Raw genomic sequence first — 15151 nt, forward strand, 5'->3', positions numbered from 1 at the left:
ACATCGCGACCGATCTGTTGGCGGGTGGTGTGGCGGCAAGTCCGCCCAATGCTCAGGGCTGGGGCATATGCTGTCCGATTTTGGCTCCAGAAGCCGGGCAAGCGCTGCAAGCAGCTTTTGCAAGAGTGACAATCTGCTATACATTTTCTCACCTCTTCGGTTGATCTATACGCAGAATATCCAGTCGCTTGGCCTCGGCAATCGACGTTTCATCGCTGTCTGGTTTAGGAAAACTATAGTGTCATCTGCTTTTCCGATCCCGCTGAATGCACTGAGGGCCATCGAGATCGTTGCCCGTCGCGGCGCGCTGGCTCCTGCGGCAGAGGAACTGGGCGTCACCGTCGGCGCGGTCAGCCAGCATATTCGGCGCGCAGAGGCACGGCTGGGCGTCGACCTGTTCGAGCGGACACCAAGAGGGCTCATTGCACTGCCGGTGCTGGCGGAGGTTCTGCCGCAGCTATCGCAGGGGTTCACGACCTTGGCCGATAGCCTCGCCACGCTGAGTGGCAATGAAGACCAGGTGCTGACCGTGACGGTTGCCGGGGTTTTTGCGTCGCGCTGGCTGATCTGGCGCATTGGCGAGTTTTCCAAACGCCATCCGAACATCGAACTCAGATTGTCCCTGTCAGCGCAGGTTCTCGACCTCAACCGCGCCGACATCGATTGCGGCATCAGGTTCGGCGAAGGGCACTGGAGCGGGGTGCGCGCCGAGCCGATCGGCGGCTTCGAGTATCGACCAGTTTGCGGACCGAGAACCGCAGAACGCCTGGCCTCTGCATCAAACCTTGCCGACGTCCCGGTGATCCGGGACACCTCGACGATGCTGTCCTGGCAGGCCTGGTGGACCGCAATGGGCGTTGAGGAGCCGCTTGCGACCAGCGGGCCGACCTATCACGATCCCTCGCTGGCATTCGATGCGGCGATCTCCGAGCAGGGCGTGTTGCTGACGGTCGACATGATGACTGAGGATGCCGTTCGCCAAGGCAGGCTCGTCCGGCCCTTTGCAACCGCCGTCACCAGCTCGCGCGGATACTGGCTCGTCACTGGCGACGCTCGGCGCGCGACGCCGAAGGTCTCGGCCTTTCGCGCCTGGCTGCTCGAAGAAGCACGGTTGCAGACTTCTTAGAACCGTTCTAAAGTAGTTTTGAATGGTTCTAAACTAGGCGGTTCAGATGTTTGCTCTCCGCAGCTCGGCCAAGCGCGATTTTTCCTCCCTCAACGCGCGCGAGGTGCTGTCTCTGGCAATTGCCGCAGAGGAGGAAGATGGCAGGATCTATTCGGAGTTCTCGAGCCGGCTCGCAGAGCATTTTCCTGGCTCTGCCGCCCTTTTCGACGGGATGGCAGCTGAAGAGGACGAGCATCGGCGCCGATTGCTCGATCTTTACATTGAAAAGTTCGGCACACGCCTTGTCCCGATCCGGCGTGAGCATGTGCGCGGGTTTCTCGAGCGCAAGCCGATCTGGCTGATGGAGCCGATCGCGCTCGAGGCCGTGCGCCAGCAGGTCTGGGAGATGGAGGAAAGCGCCTATCGCTTCTATCTTGCCGCAGCCGATCGCACCGATGATGCCGAGCTTCGCAAGCTGTTCGGTGACCTGGCGCGACAGGAAAAGGCCCATGCACACGCCGCCGATCGCCTCGAGGCCGAGCATCTCGGTGAGGCCGGCAAAAAGAACGAGGCCGACGAGGCGCACCGCCAGTTTGTCATGACTTATGTGCAGCCGGGCCTTGCCGGGCTGATGGACGGATCGGTCTCGACACTTGCGCCGGTGTTCGCCGCTGCATTCGCCACCGGCGATACCTGGCAGACATTCCTTGTGGGACTGGCCGCAGCGATTGGCGCCGGCATCTCCATGGGATTTACCGAAGTGGCGTCAGACGATGGCAAGCTCACCGGGCGCGGCTCGCCAATCAAGCGCGGACTTGCGGCCGGGGTGATGACGGCCATAGGCGGGCTGGGGCATGCCCTGCCATATCTGATCACGGATTTCGTCACCGCTACGACAGTTGCAGTATTGATCGTGATCGCGGAATTATGGGCTATTGCCTATATTCAGAACCGCTACATGCAGACCCCTTTCTGGCGGGCCGTTATGCAAGTGGTGCTGGGAGGCTCGCTGGTGTTTGCCGCAGGGATACTCATCGGCAACGCCTAGAACAGGCGGTCGCGACATGGATTTGACGAACAGGACTGCGCGTTTCGCCTTGGCGCTTGTTACCGTGACGGCATGGTCCATGCCAATAGCCGCGGGACAGCAGCGAACCTCGCCGGTGATGGTGGGCGGCAATGACGGGCTCGATGCCTGCATGTCGTATGGTGAAGTCGTCGGCCTCGACCCGGCCGGTGACGGGTTTCTGTCCGTTCGCGCGGGTCCGGGTACGCATCATGGCGAAGTGGACAGATTGAGCCTCGGCACGGGCGCATTTGCCTGCGATGAGGCTACAGCGGATGACGGGACGTCGTGGGTCGGCATCGTCTACGGCGAGGAGTGTGGCGTCAGCAGCCCTATTGATGGTCGTCACCCCTATGACGGACCGTGCCGCTCGGGCTGGGTGCACGCGGACTACTTCGTGATCACAGCCGGCTGAGCACGGCGTTCAGAGCCCGCCGCGCTCGCGCACCATGTCGCGCATCGCAAGCGACGCTGCATCGCCCGCGTTTTCAAGCCCTGCGGCAACACCCTGACGATCCGGCACAGCCCGGTTCTGGCTGGCCTTGAACTTGCCGGCAAGAGACGCAATCGGCACCTCGATACCGACAATGCCCTTGATCTGCCCGGCGATGAATGACGCAGGCGCGTCCGAAACGGCCCAAGGTTGCGGACGTTTGCCTTCATGAAGGCGCGTCAGCGCTTCGATTTGCGCCGCCAGCCACTCGGGTTCCTGATGGATACTCGCGACGCCGCGCGCCTCAACCACGGCATAGTTCCAGGTCGGCACCACACGCCCGTGCTCGGCCTTGGCCGGATACCATGAGGGGCTGATATAGCCATCGGCCCCGCGAAACACGATCAGCGCCTCGGGAGCGTCGCTCAGGACCTGCCATTGCGGATTGGCGCGCGACACATGGCAGCGCAAGGTGCCGCGCTCGCCGCCGTCTCGATCAAGAACGAACGGTACCGGATCCGCCAGAGCACCCTCGGGTCCAACACTGATCAGCAAACCAAGGGGGTTTGCCGCCATGAAATCGAACAGGGGCTCCGGCTCGGTCTCTATGAATGCGGGAGGCTGATACATCGCCAAACTCCATCTAATCCGCGCCATCCGGCAAGGCGGCGACGCGGATGGCTATATAGCACAGGGTCAGCTGTGATCAGCGGCAATCATGCTTGCGGCCTTCGAGCCGATGGCCATCGCCGGTGCGTTGGTATTGCCGGAGACGATCTGCGGCATGATCGAACAATCGATGACGCGCAGCCGATCGATGCCGCGCACCCGCAGCCGGGCATCGACCACTGCGCTCGTATCGCCATCCGGCCCCATACGCAGCGTGCCAACGGGATGGTAATTGGTCTTCACCGTCTGCCCGCAATAGTGATTGAGCTTGTCGTCATCGGCCATGACCTCTGCGCCGGGCAGCAGCTCGCGGTCGATTTTCGATGCGAAGGGTTCGGTTGCCAGCAATTCGCGCGCATGCCGCAATGCCCCGATGGTCAGGCGCAGATCGTCCGGATCACCGAAGAAATTGCAATCGACGACCGGCTGCGCCTCTGGGTCGGCGGATGCGAGCTTTACCGAACCGCGCGCCTTTGGGCGCAACAGGCAGGTGGTGAAGGTGACACCCCAGGTCGGCTCGGCAGCCGACACATCGCGATCGAGATAAACGATAGGCGCGCAATAGAGCTGGATGGTCGGGCGCGAGCCGCCATCCGGGTCGAAGAACAGGCAGGATTCGATTCCCGTGGTGGTCACCGGCCCCGAATTGAACATCAGGTATTGCAGGCCATTGCGCACCATGGGCCAGCCCTTGTCTTCGCCGAAATAGCCGGACTTGCCCTTCGTCGTCGCGATGACCGGCACTTCGTGGTGGTCCTGCAAATTCTGCCCCACGGCCGGCTGGTCGAGCCGGACGGAAATGCCATTCTCGCGCAAATGATCGGCAGGCCCGATGCCCGAAAGCATCATCAGCTTGGCACTGTTATATGTGCCCGCCGCAACCAGCACTTCACGGCCGGCGCGCACCGTATGGCTCTCGCCATTGCGGCGGTAGACCACACCCGTGGCAACCCCATTCTCTATGATGATGCGCTCGACCAGCGCCTGGGTGACCACCGCCAACCGGTCGTCTTTGGCTAGCGGGTCGAGAAACGCCTTCTTGGCGTCGGAGCGTTCCACATAGCGCCCCCACTGGCCGTAGGTGTGCTGCATCACCCCGACGCCGTTCTGGCGCTCGCCATTGAAATCGGGGTTGTATTTGTGGCCAAGCCCTTGCGCCGCCCTCAGGAAATCCTCGGTCGTGCCGCTGAGGTGACCCGGATCCGAGACCCGTAGATTGCCGCCAATGCCATGGTAGCGATCGTTGAACTTGGCATTGGATTCGATGCCGGTGAAGTGTCCTAGCAGATCCTCATAAGACCATTCGGTGGTATTGCCGAGCCCGGCTGCCCAGCCATCGTAGTCTTCCCTTTGCCCCCGCATATAAACCATTGCATTCACGGCACTGCCACCGCCGAGCACCTTGGCCACGGGCACGGTGGGCGCCCTGCCACCAAGCTGCGGCTGCGGCACGGTCTTGTGCATCTCGAGGAAGGTGTCCTTGGCCAGATACTTCATGTAGCCGGCAGGCATAGCCATCACCCGATTGGTCGCTGGTGCACCACGCTCGATGATCAGCACCGAGTAGCCAAAATCGCGCACCAGGCGCATTGCCGCGACCGAAGCGGCCGAGCCGCCGCCGGCGATGATGAAGTCGTAAGTTTTTTCGGGCATTTGCTCCTCCGGGCGCGGACACTAGCCGCTTCGGCGGAGCCGTTAAAGTCTCAACCGGCGCGGCGCAGTCGCTTTCGGGGGATCATCCTGAAGTAGATCAGCGCTGCGACAGCGAGCGCAATGCCGATACCGATCAGCGATGGCGTCCAGCCTGCCTCATAGCCGAACAGCACGGCATGCATACGCCGGCCAGGCAGCAGGGTGAAGGCGCCGGCAAGCATTAGTGCCGAGACGAACACCGTCACCATGCCGGCACGATGTTCGGCGACATTTCCGCGCCTGATGGCAAAGAGTGCCTGCGCAATGCCTGAGTATGTGAGCAGCGAGAACAGATGTATCGGGCTGAATGGGCCGATCAGGCGAATTTCGTTGATGAAGAATGCGCTGGTCGCAACCACGAGCATCAGCACAACCCAGACGCGCCCAAAAAGCTTGTGGAGCCTCGTTCCCTTGCGCCGAACAAGCACAAATGCACCAAGAGCGGTCGCGAGAATCGCCGCGTAGGTGTGCATCTGGATCATCAGGCTCGATTGCATCAGTGGTTCGAGTGTCATTGTCGGCTCCTGCCACACGGATCGGTTGCACCGGGTTTGCGTGCCGCAGATGAGGCGCTAGTGTGGGGTCGAGCAACCTTCCATTCGTGAACCGCAGCGCTGCTACGTGAACGACACGCCCTGGCAATTGACGGTCCGCGAACTGCATGCGGAAGCACGCAACCCACGCGTTTGGGCAGTCATGGCGATTGCGTGCCTGCTGATTGGCGCAATCGGGCCGTTTGACACCTTTACCCTGCCCCTGCCGATGCGCGTCGGTTACTGGTCGATGATCGTTGTCTCGACCTATGCGCTTGCCACCGCCGTCGCGACCTATGTGACGATCCGACTCGAGCCGTTGCTGCCGACCACTCTCGCTTATGCTCTTGCTGGTGCGATTGCGGGTTTGCCGGTGGCGTTCCTGGTCATGGCGATAAACGCGGTGATGTTCGAGCACACAGCGATCGATCCGGTTCTGCTGCTTGTCTACTGCCCGCTGGTCGCGTTGTGCATTTCCGTGCTGTCGAGCTTTCTGCCTCATGCGACGGCGCCGAGACCAACCACCGGACAGCCGCAAGCTGTTGCACAAGATCCGCCGATACTTGTGCGCCTCCCGCTGCAGCAACGCGGGCGCCTGCTCGCCCTGTCGGTGAGCGACCACTATGTTGACGTGATCACCGACAGGGGGCACGCCCTCGTACTGATGCGTCTTTCCGATGCCATCGGTGAAACGCGAGGCGTTGAGGGATTGCAGGTGCACCGGTCGCACTGGGTGGCGGTTGCGGCAGTCAAACGTGCGCGGCGCAGCAGCGGTCGGCAAATTCTCGAGCTCGAAGACGGACGCGAAATTCCGGTGAGCCGCACCTATTTGCAGGCGGCGCGCGCGAAAGGTTTGCTGGGCTAACAACAGCTTGCCCGTGTTGGCAGACGCAGGGCTGAACTGGGCGGCGCTTCAGTGCGTTAGAAGACAAACATTGTTCAGGAGACGCGCAGATGGCCGAGCACAAGTTCAGCGACGCGGCATTGTCGATTTTCACGTTCGCCGCCTACCACGCACTGGTCAGTGGAGATCCGGTCAGCGAGGTAGTTCTTGACGACGGGCATGGCCACAAGGCCAGCCCGGAGGGTATTTCAGAATTGCAGGACGCGGGCCTTCTGGAGATGGACGGAGATCGCGGTGCCTTCAATAGCGAAGGCGAAGCGGTTCTTGCCGACATGATCGCGCACATTCGCGCCTTCAAAAACTAGTCTTTGCCCATCCTAATTTTCAAGCCTGTATGTCAGGCCAAAAAGCTCAACAGTAATGTCTCAAGCACAAAACCTGACATGCGATGTCGCAGTCATTGGGGCGGGCACGGCCGGTCTCGCTGCAGCACACGAAGCGCAACGGGCAGGAAAGCGCCTGCTGCTGATCGACGATAAATTCGAGGGCACGGTCTGCGCCCATGTCGGTTGCATGCCCTCGAAGCTGTTGATCGCGGCATCCCGCACCGCACACGGCGTCACTGTTGCGGACACGTTCGGCGTTCACGTTACTGACTGGCACGTCGATGGTTCCGAAGTGATGGCGCGAGTGCGGCGGGAGCGGGACAAGTTTGTTGCGGCAACGAAGAAGTCATTTGCCGATTTTCCCGAAGACAGCCTGATCAAGGCGCGCGCTCGCTTCTCCTCTCCGGGAACTCTGGTGCTCGACGACGGACGTGCGATCGAGGCGAAGGCCATTGTTATTGCAACGGGCGCCACCGCACAGGTTCCGCCGCCACTCAAACCCATCGAAGACCGCATTCTCACCAACCGCAACGTTTTTGAACTGACGCAGCTGCCGAAGTCGTTGGCCGTTGTCGGTGGTGGCGCACTGGGACTTGAATTGGCCCAGGCCTTTTCGCGGCTGGGGGTCGAAGTGACCATCTTCGACCGTTCCACCCAGATCGGCGGCATTGCCGACGAGGAGGCGCAACAGGAGCTGCAAAGCTGTATCAGCAACGAGCTGACGCTACGGCTAGGAGTCGATGTCGACGCGGAAGCGAGCGGCGAAGGTGCAACGCTCAGTTGGTCGGGCGCCAGCAGCGGAAAAAAGACCTTTGAAAAAGTACTGGTGGCAGCGGGACGCAAGCCGCAGCTGGAAGATCTAGCGCTTGAGAACAGCGGACTTGCACTCGACGATAAGGGCGTTCCGGTCTTCGACCCGCAGACCATGCGCTGCGATCATAGCGCGATCTATATGGCCGGTGACAGTGATGGCTCTTTGCCAGTGCTGCACGAGGCCTCTGCGGAAGGGCGCATAGCTGGTCGCAACGCGGCGCTGCATCCCGATGCAGAACAGCACACCCGCATGCCTGCCTTTAGTATGGTGTTCAGCGAACCGAATGCGGCGGTTGTCGGCGAACCGCCGCAAAGCCATAGCCTGATCGGACGTTCGAGCTATCAGGATCAGGGCCGCGCCAAGGTCGACGATCGGGCCTATGGTATCGTCAAGATTTACGCCCGGCCAGGCGATGGAATGCTCACAGGTGCCACCGTAGTTGCGCCGGGAGGCGAGCATCTGGCGCACCTTCTGGCCTGGTGCATCGGTGCGGGGCTGACAGCATCACAGGTTCTCAACATGCCATTTTATCATCCGACCCTTGAAGAGGGACTGCGGTCTGGCTTGAGGCAAATCTGCGATCAGGCGCCGGATACGGGCGAGATCGATCGCAATACGCCGCCCGGCGTCTAACCCCCGCTTACCCCAGTCGTCTTTTCCCAGACTTACCGAAGGTGTCCTTTGCCCCAAGCCAGCAGCCAACGCCCCAATCCGATGCCGAACCGCTCGATCAACGATCACGGCGTCATCGGAAATCTCGATACGGCGGCGCTTGTGGCGCTTGACGGTGCCGTCGATTATCTGTGCTGGCCGCACCTCGACAGTCCGACAATTTTTGCAGCATTGCTCGATCCTGACGCGGGCGGCGAGTTCACGCTTCAGCCTCACCTTGATAACGCCCGGACCGTACAGGCCTATGTGCCCGATACAAACGTACTGACGACGCGCTGGCTGGCGACGGAAGGCGCGCTCGAAGTCGTCGACCTGATGCCTTATCCCCACATCAACGGCAACAGCTCGCGCATGCTGATCCGCCGGGTCCGTGCCACGCGCGGTACGATCACTGTCTCTGGCGCCTGTCGCCCACGCTTCGACTACGCGCGGCTCGTTCCGCGTACCTTTGAGGACGAGGCCAGCGTGGTTTTCAAGGCGGAAGACTCGCCTTCGCTACGGCTTGATGCCACCGTGGCACTGGCGGCCCAGGATGGCGAGGCAGTCGCAAAGTTCACGCTCAAGCAGGACGAGACTGCCTGGTTTGTGCTGCTCGATGAGGACGAGGATCGTCCGAGCGTCGCGGAGCTTGAGACCATTTACGCCAGAACACTCGATGCATGGCGCAAATGGACGGCACGCTCCAATTACAAAGGACGTTGGCGCGAAGAGGTGGCCCGATCGGCGCTTGCACTCAAGCTTTTGACCTCAGCCGAACATGGCTCGATTGCTGCAGCGGCAACGTTCGGATTGCCAGAGGCAACCGACGCCTCTCGAAACTGGGACTATCGCGCCACCTGGATCCGGGATGCTGCCTTCACCATCTATGCTTTCCTCCGGCTTGGACATGTCGAGGAAGCCGAGCAATTTCGCGGATGGGTCAACGAGCGTATGATGCATCTCGACGATGGCGCACTCGAAGTGATGTACGCCATGGATGGGAGCGAAGCTGCCGATGAAGTCGAGTTGCACCAGTTCGCGGGCTATGCCGGCGCGAAGCCGGTGCGCATCGGCAATGCCGCCCACACCCAGGACCAGCTCGATGTATATGGCGAGCTGCTCGATAGCGTCTATCTCGCCAACAAATATGGCTCCGCCATCAGCCGCGAAGGTTGGCTCGGGGTGCAGCGGATCATCGAGCATGTGCGCGAGAACTGGGACACACCAGATGCCGGAATTTGGGAGATCCGCGGCGAGCCTCGACATTTCCTGCACTCACGCCTGATGTGCTGGGTCGCCATAGACCGGGCAGTGCGGCTGGCCCGCAAGCGGTCCCTGCCCGCTCCATTCAACGAGTGGGAAATGGAGAGAAATCGCATCGCCGAAGATATCTGGGCGAATTTCCGGCACCCCGAACACGGCTATTTCGTTCAGCACAAAGGCTCGACCGATCTTGATGCCGCCGTCCTGATGATGCCGCTTGTGCGGTTTGTTTCCGCTACAGATCCGGTCTGGCTCAAGACCCTTGATGCGATTGGTGAACAATTGACCAGCGACGGCATGGTCTATCGCTATCTCACCCATGACGGGCTCGAAGGCGGCGAAGGCGCTTTTACCACCTGCACCTTCTGGTATGTCGAATGCCTTGCGCGAGCCAACCGGCTTGAGGAAGCGCAGTCAGTGATGAGCAAGGCCCTGCTCTATTCCAACCATCTCGGCCTGTTCTCGGAAGAACTCGACGAGCGCGCGCTGGCGCTCGGCAATTTTCCGCAGGCACTGACGCATCTCGCCTTCATCAGCGCCGCCTATTTCCTCAACCGTCGGCTCGACAGCCCGGATGGCGACGTCTGGCAGCCTTGACCAGCTGTCAGTGACCGGCGTCCTTTGATTGCAGGGCGCTGATGATCTCCTGATTGCTGATTGAGCCGACGGACTTGCCATCCTCGTCGGTGACGCCGATCAGTTCGGCGCCGGTCGACAGACTGTCGATCACCTCGGCCACTGGCGTCTGCAACCCGACTTCCGTCTCGGCCTCGGGGGCAGGCTTATCGATCATGACATCACCAGCCGTCAGCACGTTCAACGGGTTCATGTGGGTGACGAAGTCCTCCACATAATCGTTAACCGGATTGGCGATGATCTCCTGCGGGGTCCCACACTGAACGATGCGCCCGCCTTCCATGATGGCGATGCGATTGCCCAGCTTGAACGCCTCGTCGAGGTCGTGCGACACGAAGATGATCGTGCGCTTGAGCTTTGCCTGCAACTCCAGAAGCTCATCCTGCAAACGACTGCGGATCAGCGGATCGAGCGCGGAGAACGGCTCATCCATCAGCAGGATCGGGGCCTTGGTTGCAAAGGCGCGCGCCAGCCCGACACGCTGCTGCATGCCGCCCGACAACTCGGAAACCTTGTTGTCGGCCCATTCGGAGAGCCCAACCAGTTCGAGTTCTTCGCGAACCTTTTCTTCGCGCTCCGTCTTGCCCATGCCGCCAAGCTCGAGCCCGAGGGCAACATTGTCGAGAACGTTGCGCCAGGGCAGCAGACCGAACTGCTGGAAGACCATGGCCACGCACTCGCGCCGCAGCTTGAGAAGCTCGTCATTGCTGCAATTGGCGGGATCGGCCGACCAATCCCCACTCGTCACCGTCACATGTCCGCGCACGACAGGGTTAAGCCCGTTGACGGCACGCAGCAGGGTGGATTTGCCCGACCCCGACAGGCCCATGAGAACGACGATTTCGCCCTCCTCGATCTCGAGCGAGCAATCATGCACGCCGAGTACCTGGTGGGTTTCCTGCTGGATTTCCGAGCGCGACTTGCCCTCGTCCATCAGCGGCAGGGCGCTTTCCGGCTTGTCACCGAAAACGATGCTTACCTTGTCGAATACGACAGCCTTGCTCATTTGGTGTTGTCCTGTCCAATCCGAAGCATACGGTCGAGCATGATGGCCACGACCACGATGATGAAGCCGCTCTCGAAGCCGAGCGCAGTGTTCACCTGATTGAGCGCACGCACTACAGGTACACCCAGCCCGTCGGCGCCGACCAATGCCGCGACAACGACCATGGATAGAGAAAGCATGATGGTCTGATTGAGGCCTGCCATGATCTGCGGCAGCGCGTAGGGCAGTTCAACCTTGAGCAGCTTTTGCCGGCCGGTGCCGCCAAAGGCTTCCGCCGCTTCAAGCAGCGGTGTCGGCGTGGAAGACACGCCCAGATACGTCAACCGGACCGGTGCGGGGAGAACGAAGATCACCGTTGCGAACAGCCCCGGCACCATGCCGATGCCAAAAAAGACGATTGCCGGGATGAGATAAACAAAGGGCGGCAGGGTCTGCATCAGGTCGAGGACCGGCTGGAGAACGCGATAAAGGCCGGGTCGGTGTGCGGCGGCAATGCCGATGGGCACCCCGATGGCCATGCACACGAGACAGGACGAGAGGACAAGCGTCAGGCTCTCCGTCATCTCTTCCCAGTAGCCCTGGTTGAGAACGAACAAAAAGCCGAGGGCCACGAGCACGCAAACTTTCCAGTTGCGCTGCAAAAGCCAGGTCGCGCCCACGAACAGCGCGCCAATTATCAGCGGATGCGGCGTCTGCAGCAGCCACAACATGCCCTCGATCAGCCATTCGGCGCCCTCGGCAAGCCCATCGATGACGCCGGCGAAATTGTCGCGGATCCAGTTGAAGAAATAGCTTGCCCAATCCCCGACCGGAATCTTGTTCTCAGTGAGCCACTCCAAGGGCCAATCCCCGCAATTGTTGAGGTCAACGAGAAGCGGCCCGGGGACACCGGGCCGCTTCATCGGTCAGATTATAGCTCGAGCGCTTCGCGCACGGCTTCTTCTGCGTCACCACCCTCGACGGTGGTCACACCCTCGAGCCAGCTCAACGGCAGCTCGGGATTGTCCTGCATCCACTGCATGGTGGCCTCATCAGGGTCCATGCCCTCATCGAGGATCATGCCCATGATTGTATTTTCCATCTCGAGCGTGAAGCTGAGGTTCTCGAGGAAAGTGCCAAGGTTCGGGCATTCTTCAGTGAAGCCCTGACGGGTAACGGTGTAGACATTGCCTTCACCGCCGAAGAAATCCTCGCCACCCTCGACATAGGCCATGTCGAAATTGGCGTTCATCGGGTGCGGCTCCCAGCCGAGGAAAACGATATCCTCGTCGCGATCGACGGCGCGCTGCACTTCCGAGAGCATGCCCTGCTCGGAGCTTTCGCGGACCTCGAAATCGCCAAGGCCGTATTCACCTGCGTCGATCAGGCCGACCAGATAGCTGTTGGCCTCATTGCCTGGCTCGATGCCGTAGATCTGCGAATCCAGTTCCTCGGCGAAGTCTGCGATGTCCTCGTAGGTCTGAAGGCCCTTCTCGTAGGTATAGGCCGGCACTGCGAGGTTATACTTGGTGCCTTCGAGATTGGCCGCAACGCTCTCGATCTCGCCGCTTTCGAGGTAGGGCGTGATTGCCGCCTCCTGTGAGGGCATCCAGTTACCGAGGAACACGTCGACGTCGTCGCTTTCAAGCGAGGCAAACGTCACCGGTACCGACAGCACGCGCACATTCACGTCATAGCCCAGCGCTTCGAGCACCTGCTTGGTCGCCGAGGTCGTGGTGGTGATGTCGGTCCAGCCGACATCCGAGAACGATACGGAATCGCATTGGGCCTGCGCGAATGCAGCAGTCGAGACGAGCGACAGCGCAAGCGCACTGGTCAGGGTCGCGGCGTGTTTCATCATAGCCATCTCCTTTGTCAGGGGCTGTGAAGCGAAATTTGTTGATTGACTGGTCAATCAAAGACGAACTAAGTGAATATGTAAACAGTTTTTTCGGGACCAGTGCAAATATGCCCAGGAAAGGCATGCCGATCTTGCGTCGACAGGCGCTGATTTCGGCGACAATCGCAGAGATTGGTGAGGCGGGCACACTGGATGTGACTGTTAGCCAGATTGCGCGTCGTGCGGGCATGTCTTCAGCGCTGGCCCACCATTATTTCGGCTCGAAGGATCAGATCTTTCTGTCGGCCATGCGCCATGTTCTAGAGACTTTCAGGCTTGCTGTGCGAGCGCGCCTGATAGTGGCTAAAACACCCGAAGCGCGCATCCGCGCGATCATCGATGCGAGCTTTGAATCGAGCCAGTTCGAGCGCGAGATCGTTGCCGCATGGCTGGCGTTTTACGTGCGGGCGCTGCAATCGGGAGAGACCCGCCGCCTGCTGCAGGTCTACTCGCGCCGGCTACACTCGAATCTGATGGTCAACCTGCGGCAGCTATTCGATGCGGATACTGCGCAACTCGTGGCACAGGGCCTCGCCTCTATGATCGACGGCTTTTACATCCGCCACGCGCTGCAGGACGCGGTGCCCGACCGTGAGGGCTCGCGCGACATGGTCAACGATTATCTTCAGCTCTGGCTTGAAAGGAAAAGGCGCTCGTGACGCGTAAGCCGAACATTCTGGTGCTCATGGTCGATCAACTGAACGGCACGCTGTTTCCCGACGGGCCAGCGGATTGGCTGCATGCGCCGAACCTCAAGCGCCTCGCTGAGCGCTCCGTGCGGTTTGCCAATACCTACACCGCCTCACCTTTGTGTGCGCCGGGCCGCGCCAGCTATATGTCCGGCCAGTTGCCACGGCGGACACGCGTCTATGACAACGCCGCCGAATTCGCCTCGGATATCCCGACTTATGCGCATCATCTGCGCCGCGCGGGTTATCTCACAACGCTTTCGGGAAAGATGCACTTTGTCGGCCCGGACCAGATGCACGGCTTCGAGGAGCGGCTGACGACAGATATCTACCCCGCCGATTTCGGCTGGACGCCGGATTACCGCAAACCGGGCGAGCGTATCGACTGGTGGTATCACAACCTCGGCTCGGTCACCGGTGCCGGCGTTGCCGAGACCAGCAACCAGCTGGAATACGATGACGACGTGGCCTTTCAGGCGCGCCAGAAACTCTACCAGAATGCCCGCGGTCTCGATGAACGCCCGTGGATGCTGACCGCCAGTTTCACGCATCCGCACGACCCATACGTTGCGCGGCGCAAGTACTGGGACCTCTATGAGGATTGTGCGCATCTCGAACCCGATGTTCCGGCGATCGGCTATGAGGATCTTGATCCGCACTCGCAGCGCATTTTCGATGCCAATGACTGGCGCAGCTTCGATATCGCGCGCGAGAACATCCGGCGGTCGCGGCGGGCATACTTCGCCAACATCTCCTATCTCGACGAGCAGATCGGCGAGATCCTCGACGTGCTCGAGGCGACACGGCAGGCGGACAACACCATCATTGTGTTCGTATCGGACCATGGCGACATGCTCGGCAACAAGGGATTGTGGTTCAAGATGAGCCCGTTCGAGGGGTCTTCCCGCGTGCCGCTGATGATTTCGGCGCCGGGGCTCGATCCGGCGTTGATCAAGACCCCGGTCAGCACCATGGATGTAACGCCGACGCTGGCCGATCTCGTCGGCATCGATCTGTCGGAAGTGCTGGCCTGGACCGATGGCGAGTCGCTGCTGGGACTGATCAACGGCGGTGAGCGCGCCGATCCGGTGCGGATCGAATACGCCGCCGAGGCCTCCTATGCGCCGCTCGTCGCCATTCGCGAGGGACAATGGAAGTACATTCACTGCGAACTCGACCCGCCGCAACTGTTTGACCTGGTGGCCGACCCGCACGAACTCAAGAACCTTGCAGCCGACCCCGACCACGCCGAGACCGCCGGCTATTTCGCCGAGCGCGTTCGGCACTACTGGGATCTTGATGCTTACGACCGCGAAGTGCGCCAGAGCCAGGCGCGACGGCTGGTGGTTTACGAGGCGCTACGCCACGGAACGTATTACCCGTGGGACTTCGAGCCGCTGCAACGCGCCTCGGAGCGCTACATGCGCAATCACATGGACCTCAATGTCCTCGAAGAGAACAAACGCTTCCCGAGGGGAGAATAGC

15 protein-coding genes are annotated in these 15151 nt (G+C 60.9%); 9 read left to right on the forward strand and 6 right to left on the reverse strand.

Annotation, left to right across the window (positions count from 1 at the left end; all coding sequences use genetic code 11):
• Positions 1 to 238 precede the first annotated feature (238 nt).
• From IE127_RS07790 to IE127_RS07800, 3 genes are read left to right on the forward strand one after another with little or no spacing between them, the layout of a single operon-like run.
• Positions 239 to 1126 carry a LysR substrate-binding domain-containing protein gene (locus tag IE127_RS07790; protein ID WP_189424996.1) on the forward strand — a complete coding sequence of 296 codons (888 nt, stop codon included), beginning with the start codon at positions 239 to 241 and terminating at the stop codon, positions 1124 to 1126.
• Positions 1127 to 1172: 46 nt separating this feature from the next.
• Positions 1173 to 2153 carry an iron exporter MbfA gene (mbfA, locus tag IE127_RS07795; protein ID WP_189424998.1) on the forward strand — a complete coding sequence of 327 codons (981 nt, stop codon included), beginning with the start codon at positions 1173 to 1175 and terminating at the stop codon, positions 2151 to 2153.
• Between the two features lie 16 nt (positions 2154 to 2169).
• On the forward strand, positions 2170 to 2586 hold the full coding sequence (locus IE127_RS07800) for an integron (RefSeq protein WP_244640034.1): 417 nt from the start codon (positions 2170 to 2172) through the stop codon (positions 2584 to 2586).
• A gap of 9 nt (positions 2587 to 2595) precedes the next feature.
• On the opposite strand, the gene IE127_RS07805 is transcribed toward IE127_RS07800, so the two are convergent.
• The 3 genes from IE127_RS07805 to IE127_RS07815 all read right to left on the reverse strand — a co-directional run bounded on the left by IE127_RS07805 (position 2596) and on the right by IE127_RS07815 (position 5480).
• Entirely contained in the window at positions 2596 to 3234 is a 639-nt protein-coding gene (locus IE127_RS07805) for an FMN-binding negative transcriptional regulator (protein WP_189425000.1), read from the reverse strand.
• 66 nt (positions 3235 to 3300) lie between these two features.
• Positions 3301 to 4926: a GMC family oxidoreductase gene (locus tag IE127_RS07810; protein ID WP_189425001.1), complete on the reverse strand. Its 1626-nt coding sequence runs from the start codon at positions 4924 to 4926 to the stop codon at positions 3301 to 3303.
• Positions 4927 to 4976: 50 nt separating this feature from the next.
• Positions 4977 to 5480 (reverse strand): DUF2306 domain-containing protein, encoded by a 504-nt coding sequence (locus tag IE127_RS07815; protein WP_189425003.1) that lies wholly within the window; start codon positions 5478 to 5480, stop codon positions 4977 to 4979.
• A 106-nt stretch (positions 5481 to 5586) separates the two neighbouring features.
• On the opposite strand from IE127_RS07815, the gene IE127_RS07820 reads away from it, so the two are divergent.
• The 4 genes from IE127_RS07820 to IE127_RS07835 all read left to right on the forward strand — a co-directional run bounded on the left by IE127_RS07820 (position 5587) and on the right by IE127_RS07835 (position 10053).
• Positions 5587 to 6363 carry a LytTR family DNA-binding domain-containing protein gene (locus IE127_RS07820; protein ID WP_189425004.1) on the forward strand — a complete coding sequence of 259 codons (777 nt, stop codon included), beginning with the start codon at positions 5587 to 5589 and terminating at the stop codon, positions 6361 to 6363.
• A gap of 89 nt (positions 6364 to 6452) precedes the next feature.
• A complete protein-coding gene (locus IE127_RS07825; RefSeq protein ID WP_189425006.1) occupies positions 6453 to 6707 on the forward strand; it encodes a hypothetical protein in 255 nt (84 codons plus the stop codon).
• Between the two features lie 55 nt (positions 6708 to 6762).
• On the forward strand, positions 6763 to 8175 hold the full coding sequence (locus tag IE127_RS07830) for a dihydrolipoyl dehydrogenase (protein ID WP_189425009.1): 1413 nt from the start codon (positions 6763 to 6765) through the stop codon (positions 8173 to 8175).
• 48 nt (positions 8176 to 8223) lie between these two features.
• Positions 8224 to 10053, forward strand: a complete 1830-nt coding sequence (locus IE127_RS07835; protein ID WP_210310456.1) for a glycoside hydrolase family 15 protein — start codon at positions 8224 to 8226, stop codon at positions 10051 to 10053.
• Positions 10054 to 10060: 7 nt separating this feature from the next.
• Here IE127_RS07835 and choV read toward each other — a convergent pair whose 3' ends face one another.
• The 3 genes from choV to choX all read right to left on the reverse strand — a co-directional run bounded on the left by choV (position 10061) and on the right by choX (position 12938).
• A complete protein-coding gene (gene choV / locus IE127_RS07840) occupies positions 10061 to 11098 on the reverse strand; it encodes a choline ABC transporter ATP-binding protein (RefSeq protein ID WP_189425010.1) in 1038 nt (345 codons plus the stop codon).
• Complete coding sequence (choW, locus tag IE127_RS07845) at positions 11095 to 11937, reverse strand: choline ABC transporter permease subunit (RefSeq protein WP_189425011.1); 843 nt, start codon at positions 11935 to 11937, stop codon at positions 11095 to 11097. The genes choV and choW overlap by 4 nt, the downstream gene beginning before the upstream one ends.
• 71 nt (positions 11938 to 12008) lie before the next feature.
• Positions 12009 to 12938, reverse strand: a complete 930-nt coding sequence (gene choX, locus IE127_RS07850) for a choline ABC transporter substrate-binding protein (protein ID WP_308430293.1) — start codon at positions 12936 to 12938, stop codon at positions 12009 to 12011.
• Positions 12939 to 13045: 107 nt separating this feature from the next.
• Here choX and betI point away from each other — a divergent pair, with 107 nt between their 5' ends.
• Complete coding sequence (betI, locus tag IE127_RS07855) at positions 13046 to 13636, forward strand: transcriptional regulator BetI (RefSeq protein WP_189425013.1); 591 nt, start codon at positions 13046 to 13048, stop codon at positions 13634 to 13636.
• Positions 13633 to 15150: a choline-sulfatase gene (gene betC, locus IE127_RS07860; protein WP_189425014.1), complete on the forward strand. Its 1518-nt coding sequence runs from the start codon at positions 13633 to 13635 to the stop codon at positions 15148 to 15150. The genes betI and betC overlap by 4 nt, the downstream gene beginning before the upstream one ends.
• Position 15151 lies beyond the last annotated feature (1 nt).

The organism is Devosia pacifica (genome assembly GCF_014652635.1).
Classification (GTDB): Bacteria; Pseudomonadota; Alphaproteobacteria; order Rhizobiales; family Devosiaceae; genus Devosia; species Devosia pacifica.

Excerpts from the sequence above, each read along its gene's own strand:
- IE127_RS07830 (WP_189425009.1), top strand. The coding sequence starts at position 6,763 with ATGTCTCAAGCACAAAACCTGACATGCGATGTCGCAGTCATTGGGGCG.
- IE127_RS07810 (WP_189425001.1), bottom strand. The coding sequence starts at position 4,926 with ATGCCCGAAAAAACTTACGACTTCATCATCGCCGGCGGCGGCTCGGCC.
- IE127_RS07805 (WP_189425000.1), bottom strand. The coding sequence starts at position 3,234 with ATGTATCAGCCTCCCGCATTCATAGAGACCGAGCCGGAGCCCCTGTTC.
- IE127_RS07800 (WP_244640034.1), top strand. The coding sequence starts at position 2,170 with ATGGATTTGACGAACAGGACTGCGCGTTTCGCCTTGGCGCTTGTTACC.
- choV (WP_189425010.1), bottom strand. The coding sequence starts at position 11,098 with ATGAGCAAGGCTGTCGTATTCGACAAGGTAAGCATCGTTTTCGGTGAC.
- betI (WP_189425013.1), top strand. The coding sequence starts at position 13,046 with ATGCCCAGGAAAGGCATGCCGATCTTGCGTCGACAGGCGCTGATTTCG.
- IE127_RS07815 (WP_189425003.1), bottom strand. The coding sequence starts at position 5,480 with ATGACACTCGAACCACTGATGCAATCGAGCCTGATGATCCAGATGCAC.
- IE127_RS07825 (WP_189425006.1), top strand. The coding sequence starts at position 6,453 with ATGGCCGAGCACAAGTTCAGCGACGCGGCATTGTCGATTTTCACGTTC.
- choX (WP_308430293.1), bottom strand. The coding sequence starts at position 12,938 with ATGATGAAACACGCCGCGACCCTGACCAGTGCGCTTGCGCTGTCGCTC.
- mbfA (WP_189424998.1), top strand. The coding sequence starts at position 1,173 with ATGTTTGCTCTCCGCAGCTCGGCCAAGCGCGATTTTTCCTCCCTCAAC.